The organism is Robertmurraya sp. GLU-23 (assembly GCF_052983275.1).
Window position 1 is genome coordinate 319,765 of sequence record NZ_JBRKCV010000003.1, and the last position, 12,972, is coordinate 332,736.

The window sequence follows — 12,972 nt, forward strand, 5'->3', positions numbered from 1 at the left end:
CATTTATATTTTTTTGTGAAAATTATATATTTCAATTATTTGGTATATATGGATTGGTTCAAAAGTTAACGGGAATAACATGAAGAAGGTTGAATGTGATGGCAAAAAGGATTCTCTTGGTTGGCGGTGGCGGGCATTGTAAGTCTGTTCTAGACAGTCTCCTTGAACTAGATGAGTACTCTGAAATAGGTATAATTGATGTGAAAGAAAATGTAGGGAAAGAAATTATGAATACCCCTGTTATTGGTTGTGATGAAGATCTTTTTGAGTTGTTTGCCAAGGGATATAAACATGCCTTCGTGACAATTGGGAGTATTGGGGATCCGAAGCTTAGAATAAAAATTTTTAATCTCTTAATTGAAATAGGGTTTGAAATCCCTAATATTATAGATCATTCTGCTACTGTAAGTCGTCATGTGAAAATGGGAAATGGAATTTATATAGGTAAGAATGCAGTAATTAATGCTGGTTCCTTTATTTATGATGGTGCCATTATTAATTCGCTCGCACTAATAGAGCATGATTGCGTGATAGAAGAGTTTGCTCATATTGCTCCTGGTTCCATTCTTTGTGGTGAGGTTCAAATTGGGAAAGAAACGCATATTGGAGCCAAAAGCGTCATAAAGCAGCAAATAAGGATAGGATCAAAAACAGTAATTGGAATGGGCAGTATTGTGTTAAATGATATTAGGGATAATATCATTGCATTTGGTAATCCGTGTAAGGAGGTCAAATCGAAATGAGTGTATACATTATTGCGGAAGCCGGCGTAAATCATAACGGGAGCTTAGAGCTTGCAAAAAAATTAGTAGATAGCGCCAAGGATGCTGGTGTTAATTGTATAAAATTTCAAACATTTGTAGCGAAAAATATTGCTTCTAAAAATGCTGGTAAAGCAGAATACCAAAAACAACTGACAAAATCTGATGAAAGTCAATTGGAAATGCTGAAAAAGTTAGAGTTGTCCTTTGATGAATTCATTGAATTGAATAATTATTGCAAGTCAAAAGAAATTGAATTCCTTTCAACCGGTTTTGATTTTGATAGTATCGATTTTTTAAATAGTTTAGGAATGAATACATGGAAGATTCCATCAGGAGATATAACAAATCTTCCTTACTTAATGAAAATTGCTAAATTAAACAAACCTGTAATCCTATCAACAGGGATGAGTACGATGGAAGATATTCGTGCAGCGTTAGATGTATTAATAGAAAATGGAGCAGGAGAAATAACCGTGCTTCATTGTACAACAGAGTATCCTACTCCTTTTGAGGATGTCAATTTAACTGCTATGAAAACAATCCATACAGAGTTTGAAGTACCCATTGGTTATTCTGATCATACAAGAGGGATTGAAATTCCAATTGCTGCTGTTGCTATGGGAGCAACTGTGATCGAGAAACACTTTACCCTTGATAGAAATATGGAAGGGCCGGATCATAAGGCGAGTTTAGAGCCAGATGAGTTGAAAGAAATGGTAAGTGCAATTCGGAATGTGGAAAAGGCAATAGGTAATGGTGAAAAAAAACCGGCATTTTCTGAAACAAAAAATATGGCGATAGCTAGAAAAAGTATAATTGCAAACCGCACCATCAAAAAAGGTGAAATTTTTACAGAAGAAAATCTTACGGTTAAACGCCCTGGTAATGGAATCAGTCCAATGAAATGGTTTGAGGTAATTGGAAAACAAGCTATTCGAGATTTTGAAGAAGATGAGCTGATTGAAATATGAAAAAGATAAGTATACTAACTGCTACTAGAGCGGAATATGGTCTTTTAAAACCAATCATTGAAAAATTATACGAGGTTGCAGATTTTGATGTGCGTGTAGTAGTTACGGGCGCACACCTTTCACCAGAATTTGGCTTAACCTATAAAGAAATTGAACAAGATGGTATAGTCATTGATGAAAAAATAGAGATGCTTTTAAGTGCAGATACACCCGCTGCCATTTCTAAATCAATGGGCTTAGCTTTGATAAGTTTTGCGGATTATTTTGAAAGGTTAAAGCCTGACATGCTAATCGTTCTTGGAGACCGTTATGAAACATTAGCGGTTTGTATGGCGGCTATGAATCAGAAAATTCCTATAGCTCATCTATATGGCGGAGAAACCACAGAAGGTGCTTTAGATGAGTCTATTCGTCATGCCATAACAAAGCTAAGTTATTTGCATTTTACAAGTACAGAAGAATATCGTAAGCGTGTTATTCAATTAGGAGAACAGCCTGACAGAGTATTCTCTGTCGGTGCTTTAGGAATAGAGAATATTCTTAATCAAAAGTTAATGACTAAGAGCGAGTTAGAGTCCTCTATCCAGTACTTATTAGATAAACCATATGCAATGATAACATTTCACCCAGTAACACTTGAAGATGAAAATTCTGAAGAGCAGTTTCAGGCTTTATTAGATGTTTGTAAAAGGTACCAGAATATGAAATTTATTTTTACAAAAGCTAATGCGGATGCAAACGGTCGGATTATCAATAAAATGATTGATGTCTATATAAAGGGAAATGACCATGCTATTGCGTTTACCTCATTAGGCATGACAAGATACTTAAGTGCTTTAAAATATTGTACTTTAGTTATAGGGAATTCTTCAAGTGGGCTACTAGAGGCACCGAGCTTTGGGATACCTACAATAAACATAGGTGATCGTCAAAGAGGTAGACTACAAGCAAATAGTGTCATCAATTGTAAACCTAATATAGACGATATCGAAAAGGCAATTAAGATTGCTTTATCAAGTGAGTTTCAAAGAAAAGTAAAAAATACAATTAATCCATATGGAAATGGCAACACTTCAGAGAAAGTAGTTTCTGTGGTAAAAGACTTTCTGTCAAACGGTAAAATTGAGCTTAAAAAGAAATTCTACGATTGTGAGGTGAGATAAGATGAAAGTTGCAGTAATTGGATTAGGTTCAATGGGGAAGAGACGAATTCGCTTGATCCAAATGTATGATAAAACAATTGAAATTATTGGTGTAGATACAAATGAGATACGTAGAAAAGAATGTAGTAAGGAATACAATATAGAAACTTATGAAAGCCTGACTGATTTGACTCTTGTAAACCAAGTGGATTGTTCTTTCATTTGTACATCACCATTATCTCATTATAAGATTATTTCTCTATGTCTTAAAAAAGAAATACATGTTTTCACTGAGTTGAATTTGGTGTCTGATGGCTATGATGAGAATATCGCTTTAGCAAAAGAACGAAATTTAGTTTTATTTCTCTCATCTACATTTTTGTATAGGGATGAAATAAAAAAAATAAAGTCTTCAGTTGAAAATGTAAATGGTTTATTGAATTATACTTACCATGTTGGACAATATTTGCCAGATTGGCATCCTTGGGAAAATTATAAAGACTTTTTTGTAGGGGACAAGCGCTCAAATGGATGTAGAGAAATTTTTGCTATTGAGCTCCCATGGTTAACAGATGTATTTGGAGATATCATAAACGTAAATGTAGTAAAAAACAAAATTAGTAATTTAAGTATTGATTATAACGATAACTATTTAGTTATTATTCAACATAATACAGGGCACAAGGGAACGCTTGCAGTGGATGTATTATCTAGAAAAGCAGTAAGAAACTTAGAAGTTTTCGGAGAACAGTTATATCTTAATTGGGATGGTTCACCAACAGGACTTAGAATTTATGATTATGATTTAAAAAAGGATATTGAAGTTCAATTGTATAAGGAAGTTGATCAATTGGATAATTACAGTAATTTCGTGGTGGAGAATGCCTATTTAAATGAAATAGTTTCTTTTTTTGAAACTATAAGAAATAAAGAAGTTCCATTGTATAGTTTTCAAAAAGATAAAGAAATATTAAAAATCATTGACGAGATTGAGGCCTGACATGAATAAAAACTATAAAATAGGCATAATTGGTCTTGGATCAATAGGAACAAGGCATCTGCATAATATTACACATGTATTAAAGGAAAAAGACTATTCTTATACGATTGACCTGATAAGAAGTGGTTCAGGTAAAAGCATGGACAAAGAAATTGAACAAACAATAAACGAAATATATTATTCCTTTGAGGATGTTCCTAATAATTATGATATTATCTTTGTTACGAATCCAACTTATTTACACTTTGAAACTGTAAAGCAGTTTGTTCCCAAGACGAAACACATGTTTATTGAGAAACCTGTGTTTGATAAAGAAGATAACTCTATAGATGATCTTTCTTTGAAAAAAGATGCAGTTTATTATGTTGCTTGTCCATTAAGGTATACCAATGTGATTCAATATTTAAAACAAAATTGTGACCTAACTAAGGTATACTGTGCAAGGGTAATATGTTCAAGCTATCTTCCAGACTGGAGACCGAATGTAGATTATAGGACAACTTACAGTGCACATAGGGATCAAGGTGGCGGAGTATCAATTGACCTAATCCATGAATGGGACTATTTATATTATTTGTTTGGACAACCCGAACAACTATATAATATTAGAGGTCAATTTTCTAATTTAGAAATAGATAGTGATGATTTATCTCTTTATTTGGCAAGATTTAAAAACATGGCTTTAGAGGTTCATTTAGATTATTTTGGCCGTAAACCTATTAGAGAAATTCAACTATTTACTGACGAAGATACCGTAGTTGGAGACTTGATAAATAGTGAAATACGTTATTTAAAAAGTGGTAGAACTTTATCATTTAAGGAATCGAGGGATGACTTTCAATATAAGGAAATGGTATATTTTTTCGATGTTTTGGAGGGAAAAGCAATAAATCATAATGATATACCAACTGCATTGAAGACTCTTAAGATAGTAAAGGATGGAAATTTGTAATGAATATATTATTTACTATATGTGGGCGGGCTGGATCAAAAGGAATCAAAAACAAGAATTTAAAAGAATTCTTAGGATATCCATTGGCTTTCTACACAGTTTCTGCAATTGATTTATATAAAAAGCATAATCCCGATTCACATTGTGATATTGTTTTAAATACAGATAGTGAAGATCTTATTAAATTATTTCAAGATAATTTGAAGGTTAAAGTATATGTTATCGAAAGAGATATATCATTAGGGTTGGACAATACACCCAAAGTCGAAGTGATTTTAAATAGTCTTGAGATAATGCAGAAAAGGAAATTAATTGCTTATGATACAGTTGTTGATTTGGACATTACTTCCCCATTAAGGACTGTACAAGATATTGATCGTCTGCTTAAACAAAAGAAAGCTTCGGAAGCGGATGTTGTATTTTCCGTCACTGAATCAAGAAGAAATCCTTACTTCAATATGGTGAAAAAAACGGGTGATGGTTATACAAGAGTTATTGAATCGTCATTTAATTCAAGACAAGAAGCTCCAGAAATTTTCGATATGAATGCATCTTTATATGCATACTCCCCTTCGTTTCTTGAGAGTGGTAAGGGAATATTTGAAGGAAAATGTGAAGTAATAACGATGACTGATACCGCAGTATTAGATATTGATCATGAAAAAGACCTTGAATATATGCAGGTTATTGGTAAGCATTTATTTGAAAGCAATAAAGACATGTTTAAAATAAGAGAAAATATTATTAATATTTTGAAATGAAAATGACAGAAGAATAAGCAGTCAAAATGGAAATAGCGTATGTTTTCCTCTTAAGAATGTGGAGAGTTTGATAAATAGATGAAGAAGATTACTTTACTATTAATGGTGATTACGGTTTTTTCAAAAATAATTGGATTTGGGCGGGATATAATACTTTCCTTTGTATATGGAGCTTCAAGTACCAGTGATGCTTACCTGATTTCAACTACTATTCCGAGCGTAATATTTGGATTTATAGCGGCGGGGTTAGGGGCTGGGTATATTCCTATATATACCAAAATAATAAAAGATGAAGGAGAAGTAGAAGCTAATAGGTTTACAAACAATCTTATAAATATATTGATTATACTATGCACTATAATAATTATTGTATGTTTTTTATTTACAGAGCAAATTGTAAAGATATTTGCTTCGGGATTTGAAGGAGAAACCTTAGCCTTAACAGTGCAGTTTACAAAAATTAGTTTATTTGCAATGTATTTTACGGTAATTGTATCAATATTTAGTGGATATCTTCAAATTAAGAATAATTATATTGCTCCTGCTTTGATAGGAGTACCACTTAACATTGTTGTAATAATATCAATTATATTGAGTTACAAGATTAATGTTTTATTCCTAGCGATAGGATTCGTAATTGCATCGGCTTCTCAAATTCCTATACTGATACATTATATAAAAAGAAATAAGTATAAATATAAATTAGTATTTGATCTAAAAGACAAGAATATAAAAAAAATGGCATTTATAGCTTTTCCAGTAATATTGGGAATATCGGTTAATCAGATTAATTTATTAGTTGATAGAACTATAGCATCGCAAATAGTTCAGGGGGGAGTTTCGGCCTTAAATTATGCTAGTAAGCTTAATGTATTTTTGCAAGGAATATTTGTAATGTCTATAGTTACGGTTTTATATCCCGTGATGTCAAGAATGGCAGCGGAGAAAAACTTAAATGGGTTAAAAAATTCTTTATCTAAAGCTATAATTGGAATTAGTTTGTTGGTTGTGCCAGCAACTTTACTTTCAATGATATTTTCTAAGCCTATAGTTATTTTTTTATTTGGGCGAGGTGCATTCGATATAGAAGCTATATCAATGACCTCATATGCATTATTTTTCTACTCTATTGGTATGGTTGGTTTTGGAATGCGAGAAGTCCTATCAAGAGTATTTTTTTCAATACAGGATACTAAAACACCGATGGTCAATGCAGCAATTGGAATGGTTATTAATATCATTTTGAATGTTCTTTTATCAAGGTACTTAGGTATAGGAGGCATAGCATTAGCAACAAGTATTGCAGCAATTGTTACGACTGTACTTCTATTTATTAGTTTAAGAAAGAAAATTGGTTCACTAGGAATGAAAAAGATCAGTATTTCATTGCTAAAGATTTCTTTAGCTTCATTAGTTATGGGCTTATTAGCCAAACTATCATTCGATTTTATGCTAACTACACAAAGCCCAATTTTGTCTCTATTAATTGCAGTTATTATAGGAATTATATCATACTTTTTGATTATCTATTTTATAAAGATTGATGAGGTTAATATAATTGTGAAAGCAGTTAAAAGGAAGTTTAAAAAAACAGTTGTGTAATAAACTTTTAAAGGGGTCAAATAAATGCAAGTACTTATAACCGGAGGGGCAGGCTATATTGGTTCCCATACAGTGAGACATTTTTTAGATCAGAATGAAGATATAGTTGTTGTCGATAATCTCCAGAGTGGTCATAGAGCTGCAATTGACTCAAAGCATTTTTATGAAATTGATCTCAGAGATAAAGAGACATTGGATAATGTCTTTAAGACTCATAATATCGAAGCTGTCATTCACTTTGCTGCTAACTCCCTAGTTGGCGAAAGCATGGAAAAGCCATATGAATATTATCATAACAATGTTTATGGCCTGATGTGTCTATTAGATGTAATGAGGGATAATAATGTTAACAGAATAGTATTCTCATCAACTGCAGCTACTTATGGTGAACCTAAGAACATACCAATTCTTGAAGAATATGAAACCAATCCTACAAACACTTATGGTGAGACAAAATTAGCAATGGAAAAGATGATGAAGTGGTTTGATCAAGGTTATGGGATTAAATATGTATCTTTAAGATATTTTAACGCTGCAGGAGCACATGAGAGCGGAAATATTGGAGAAGATCATGATCCAGAAACTCACCTTATTCCTTTAATTCTACAGGTGCCTCTAGGACAAAGGGAAAAGATTTATATGTTTGGTGATGATTATCCGACAGAAGATGGAACCTGTATTAGAGATTACATTCATGTAATGGACTTAGCCTCAGCACATTATCAAGCATTAGAATACTTAAGAAAAGATAATCCTAGTGAAACTTTTAATCTAGGTAACGGTAATGGTTATTCAGTCAAAGAAGTAATTGATGTGGCAAGAAAAGTAACAAATCACCCAATTCCAGCAGAAGTTAAAGAGAGAAGAGCGGGTGATCCAGCAGTCTTAATTGCTTCATCAGAGAAAGCAAAACGTATCTTAGGTTGGAGACCACAGTTTGATTCATTAGAGAAAATAATTACCGATGCATGGAATTGGCATAAGAATAATCCAGGGAGAAGCACGGGGACGGTTCTCGTGCTTCTTTATTTTTGCTATCTCAAGATGACCAAAAGTTGACGGTGTTGCCTGTCAAGAATAAGACGGTAAGTATTGCGGATAGATTAAACCACTGTATGCGGACATCTGAGCCAGTAAGTGCGGGGAAAAAAAGCCAGTGTTATCAAACTACAAAATAATTAAGAGCCATTAGAACAGAGTTTGTTCCAATGCCAGTTTTTATTATTTAAATCTTTTGTCTCCTATTTGCTCATCAATAATCTTAGTTGCCCAACTATAAATGCTAATTTAAGAATGTACAGAAGTGATCACATAAGTATGTACAGTTTTGATGGTTCAACTGCATAATATTCTCGAGGTAAATATTATGCATATGCGAATAAACATTAATACCGATATCGAAATTAATAGTCTTACAGATTTACCTAAATTAATAATGTTAATGGAGAGCTGTAACCGTCAAGTAGAAATCAACAGTTTTTCACAAATAAGTTTGAACAGTTTTCACCAAATAAGATTAAACACTTTGATTATCAAATAAGATTAAACACTTTGATTATCAAATAAGACCTTTCGATATTTCATTCTTATACTGTCTTGATCCTCTTTGAAGCTTAATATCTCACTTCGGTGTAAAAGACGATCCAGTATTGCCGTCGTAAGTGTTTGGTCCCCTAGGAATTTTCCCCATTCTGCTGGACCTTTATTTGATGTAAGGATGAATGCTGCCTTGTCATACATCTCGTAAATGAACTGAAAGAACAGATGAGCTTCTTCTGGTTCAAAAGCGACATACATTAAATCATCTATAATGATTAAGTCAGAAGACGTTATCCTTTTATACCTTGTTTTAGACTTACTTATATGCTCTTTAGACTTCAGCACATAAATGAGTCTCTCCATCGATATAAATGATACCTGGTACCCACGCTCAATGGCGTGGATACCGAGGGCTGTTGAAAGGAACGTCTTTCCGACACCTGTAGGGCCCATCATTATCAACGTAAAATATTCGTCAATCCAAGACAATTCCTTTAATACATTTAATTGCTTCTCTCCAATAGCTGATTGTTCTTCTATTCGGAAATCTTTGAATGTAACTATTTCCGGAAACTTGGAAGCACAGGGACGGTTCTCGTGCTTCCTTTTTACTTGGCTTGAATAGTAACCGGGTCATTTAATATTAATGTATTTGATCATTTAAATAGAGCCACTCCGACCGAGAAATCGTAAGCCACTCAATTTCCAGTTTGAACACTTCTTGATTTGGAGTGAGAGGTATGATAGGCTCGTTGCCTACTCGAAACACCTTGTTGTGTCGCCTTTCGAGCTAAATCATACCTCTGGAGGCTCCATGTCAAGACATTCCAGAATCTCCAGAATCAACGTGCCAAGTGGCTCACTTTTTGATGATCGGAGTGGCTCAAAGTGAAGTTAGCAAAAACAATTAAATACTAAAATTTACGCTAGTTCTAATTAGTATTTGTAAGTAATATATCTTTTGAAAATAAATCAGCAGTGTACAACATAATAGTCTAGGGTGGAAATTTGTTGTTTGCAAAGTGGAAAGGTGATATTTTTGAGTAAAGGAATTATTAAATGGAGGGGAATAATAGTGCTGGAAGTTAAGGAGTATTTTAAACCAAAGCTAGAAGAGATTCTGAGATTAGCTGAATCAGCCGAGGATAAATTAGAAGGATATTTAAAGACAACGACAGAAAAGCCAGAAGTGAGTGCTGAGTTATTAAAAATATTCTATCTTAGTGATGAGTTTGTTGAACTTTTTAATCCTTCTAAAGAAACCGGTGAAATCCATGGGTTGCCAAAAGAAAATGTCTTGGGAGCAAGATATGCAAAACAGATAACAACAAAAGGTGAAATGGACTTTACTCCATGGTTTACTGAAAAGACAAATAATATTAAAAAAGGGGTAAAAAAGACCATTAAGTCATTAGATCTAGACCCCTTAACTCTCAAGTTAACTGAAGATGCCCCTATGTCAGTTGAGGAATATATTCTTTATGGAATAGAGTCTGGGTTGCATGAAGTTAAATCTTATTCAAATACTATCTTAAAAATGTTAGAAAAGAGTGAGTAGCACGGGGACGGTTCTCGTGCTTCTTTGTTTTTGCTATCTCAAAATGACCAAAAGTTGACGGTGTTGCCTGTCCAGAATTAGACGGTGAGTATTGCGGATAGATTGAGCCACTGTATGCGGACATCTGAGCCAGTAAGTGCGGGGAAAAAAGCCAGTGTTATCAAACTACAAAATAATTAAGAGCCACGAGAAGCACGGGGACAGTTCACCTGCTTCCTAGAGTAATGAATATTACTTCACTTCACTCTTTAGTCAAAAAGAATATATTGATTTTTCAAGCTTGTAAGTTATGATAATGGTAAACCCTAAAACGTGCCCCAACCCTCATCTGAAAAACCAAACATCCATTTATCTTATTATTCAATCTATACCTTTCAAATCTCACACTCACAAACGATATAATAAGTAACATACAACATTTCCTAAGAATTATTACTATACGGTATTGGAGGACTGATAAGGTGTCAGCAAAGGTAATTAGTATTGGCTTAAAAGGCTTGGAGGGTTACCGTGTTCAAGTGGAGGTTCAGATCTATGAGGGTGTGGATTCCTTTGTTATTGTTGGGCTTCCGGATGCATCCGTAAAGGAATCGAAGGAACGGGTAACAGCCGCGTTACATAACATCGGATTTCCGTTAGTGGATCGGAAAGTAACTATTAATCTTTCCCCAACGGAACAAAAAAAGAATGGGCCTCTGTTTGATTTGGCTATTGCGCTTGGAATACTTAAGAGTGGTGAGTTTTTAAAAGATAAGATTCCCGTAGATGCTGGATTCATTGGTGCCTTATCGTTGGACGGTACGGTTCTTCCTGTGGAAGGAATGATAGCGGCTGTACTGGCCGCAAAAAAACTCCGATTAACGAAGCTTTTTCTCCCATTTGATCCCACCCTCCCTAAAGTGGAAATTGACGATTTAGACCTTGTTTATATTGGCTCGATACAAGAAGTCATTGACCATCTCGCCGGACAAGAGACCTTTTCCTTCATTCAACCAAAAACCATTTGTGAAGAAAAAGTTACCTTTGAACGGGACTTAAACCAAATTATTGGACATCTAACGGCAAAACGAGCTTTAGAGATTGCCGCTTCCGGTGAGCACTATGTGTTGATGGATGGTCCACCTGGGTGTGGAAAGAGCCTTTTAGCCGAAACATTTCCTTCTATTTTGCCACCATTGTCCAAAGAAGCACAGCTTGAAAAGATCAGCCTGTATCAGTTAGCTGGTACTTCTTATCCCGCTCTATCCCTACCTCCTTACCGTCATCCTCATCATTCCGCATCCGCTGTATCCATCATTGGTGGAGGAACCAATCCTAAACCTGGGGAAGTATCATTGGCTCACCGGGGAGTACTTTTTTTGGATGAGTTAGGTGAATTCTCAAAGAAAACATTAGATATGTTAAGGCAACCCCTAGAAAACGAGAAAGTCACCATTAGCCGCGTACATTCCACCGTAACTTATCCCGCACAGTTTATTTTTATTGCCGCTATGAATCCATGTCCATGTGGCTATTTGGGATCTAATCTGCAATATTGTACATGCTCTGAAAAACAGATAAAAGCCTATAAGACCCGTGTATCAGGCCCCATCTTAGACAGAATGGATATTATTTTATCGTTAGAACCTGTTAATCTTCAAACCCAAAATATTAGAGAAATAGAATCTTCTCAACGGGTAAAAGAGCGGGTGGTTGCAGCTAGAGAGCGACAATATCATCGCTATGGAAAAGAGATATGTAATGGTAGAGTTCCATTTGAACAGTTGATTTCCAACAGTCCACTAACTAATCAGCAACAGCAATTTCTCCAATCGTTATCTATTAAACAAGGCCTAAGTAACCGAGTGCAAATTAAAATCATCAGGTTAGCCAGAACAATTGCCGATCTGAGAGGGGAGACTAGTATATCAGATGGAGATCTCCATGAAGCAGTGACATTAAGGAAAAGTAATCGTGAATCACCGGTAATCTAACTTGGGAGTTGGTGAGGAAGTGCCAAGACATGCTCGGGAGAAAAGTAGGAGCAGGATTTACCACGTCATATGGAGGGGAGCGAATCGACAGGAGATTTTTCACGATGAAGAAGATTGTATGTTCTTTCTAGATGCACTTGAGAGATATAAAAAGAGAGCCGGGATGCTTGTATACGCATGGTGCCTAATGAGTAACCACATTCATCTACTCTTAAAAGAAGGCAAGGAACCTTTATCAGTTACAATGAAACGAGTGGGAGTAAGCTTTGTAGGATATTACAATTGGAAATACCATACCACAGGTCACTTATTTCAAGACCGATTTAAAAGCGAGAATGTTGAAACGTCCGCTTATCTGATTACCGTTGTTAGGTATATCCACCAAAACCCGGTTAAAGCAGGGATGGTCAGTCGTGTCGATGAGTGGAAATGGAGTAGTTGCCTTGGATACTACGATCAAGAAGTTTATCCCAAATACTTACTAGATCGTAAATGGATTCTCCGTTTATTCTCAAATGATAAAAAAGCGGCTATAGCCCGATTCAGAGAGTATAATGAGAGGGTTAATCATGACCAGTGCTTAGATGTTTATGGCAGAATAAAAATGTAGGGTTCGGCAGTTAATTTATGTAGTTCTTACGGAGCTAGATAAATAAAAAAGTCACTTGTCAACAACTTCTCATACTAGTAAACTCTCTGTGATTGGGCTA

11 protein-coding genes and 1 pseudogene are annotated in these 12,972 nt (G+C 34.8%); 11 read left to right on the top strand and 1 reads right to left on the bottom strand.

Translation table 11 applies throughout. The annotated features are described in order from the left end of the window. Positions 1 to 98 precede the first annotated feature (98 nt). The 8 genes from ACVBAX_RS09005 (at position 99) to galE (ending at position 8,251) form a co-directional block, all read left to right on the top strand. Entirely contained in the window at positions 99 to 743 is a 645-nt protein-coding gene (locus ACVBAX_RS09005; protein ID WP_447116716.1) for an acetyltransferase, read from the top strand. After that, positions 740 to 1,735: an N-acetylneuraminate synthase gene (neuB, locus tag ACVBAX_RS09010; RefSeq protein WP_447116717.1), complete on the top strand. Its 996-nt coding sequence runs from the start codon at positions 740 to 742 to the stop codon at positions 1,733 to 1,735. Before ACVBAX_RS09005 ends, neuB begins: the two co-directional genes overlap by 4 nt. Next, positions 1,732 to 2,898: a UDP-N-acetylglucosamine 2-epimerase gene (gene neuC, locus ACVBAX_RS09015; protein ID WP_447116718.1), complete on the top strand. Its 1,167-nt coding sequence runs from the start codon at positions 1,732 to 1,734 to the stop codon at positions 2,896 to 2,898. Before neuB ends, neuC begins: the two co-directional genes overlap by 4 nt. Position 2,899: 1 nt before the next feature. Beyond that, entirely contained in the window at positions 2,900 to 3,877 is a 978-nt protein-coding gene (locus tag ACVBAX_RS09020) for a Gfo/Idh/MocA family protein (RefSeq protein ID WP_447116719.1), read from the top strand. A 1-nt stretch (position 3,878) separates the two neighbouring features. Continuing rightward, positions 3,879 to 4,829, top strand: coding sequence for a Gfo/Idh/MocA family oxidoreductase (locus ACVBAX_RS09025; protein WP_447116720.1), 951 nt, complete (start codon positions 3,879 to 3,881; stop codon positions 4,827 to 4,829). After that, the gene (locus ACVBAX_RS09030; RefSeq protein WP_447116721.1) at positions 4,829 to 5,590 is read left to right on the top strand and encodes an acylneuraminate cytidylyltransferase family protein; all 762 of its coding nucleotides are present in this window, start codon (positions 4,829 to 4,831) and stop codon (positions 5,588 to 5,590) included. Before ACVBAX_RS09025 ends, ACVBAX_RS09030 begins: the two co-directional genes overlap by 1 nt. Before the next feature lie 78 nt (positions 5,591 to 5,668). Then, a complete protein-coding gene (gene murJ / locus ACVBAX_RS09035) occupies positions 5,669 to 7,192 on the top strand; it encodes a murein biosynthesis integral membrane protein MurJ (protein WP_447116722.1) in 1,524 nt (507 codons plus the stop codon). 24 nt (positions 7,193 to 7,216) lie between these two features. After that, entirely contained in the window at positions 7,217 to 8,251 is a 1,035-nt protein-coding gene (gene galE, locus ACVBAX_RS09040) for a UDP-glucose 4-epimerase GalE (protein ID WP_447116723.1), read from the top strand. 483 nt (positions 8,252 to 8,734) lie between these two features. Here the strand turns inward: galE and ACVBAX_RS09045 are convergent. Beyond that, positions 8,735 to 9,331, bottom strand: a pseudogene (locus ACVBAX_RS09045) (ATP-binding protein); the annotation flags it as partial. A gap of 439 nt (positions 9,332 to 9,770) precedes the next feature. Here ACVBAX_RS09045 and ACVBAX_RS09050 point away from each other — a divergent pair. From ACVBAX_RS09050 to ACVBAX_RS09060, 3 genes are all read left to right on the top strand, one after another. Then, the gene (locus ACVBAX_RS09050; protein ID WP_447116724.1) at positions 9,771 to 10,289 is read left to right on the top strand and encodes a hypothetical protein; all 519 of its coding nucleotides are present in this window, start codon (positions 9,771 to 9,773) and stop codon (positions 10,287 to 10,289) included. 461 nt (positions 10,290 to 10,750) lie between these two features. Further along, on the top strand, positions 10,751 to 12,262 hold the full coding sequence (locus ACVBAX_RS09055; RefSeq protein WP_447116725.1) for a YifB family Mg chelatase-like AAA ATPase: 1,512 nt from the start codon (positions 10,751 to 10,753) through the stop codon (positions 12,260 to 12,262). Positions 12,263 to 12,281: 19 nt separating this feature from the next. Then, positions 12,282 to 12,872, top strand: coding sequence for a transposase (locus tag ACVBAX_RS09060; RefSeq protein WP_447116726.1), 591 nt, complete (start codon positions 12,282 to 12,284; stop codon positions 12,870 to 12,872). Positions 12,873 to 12,972: the final 100 nt, after the last annotated feature.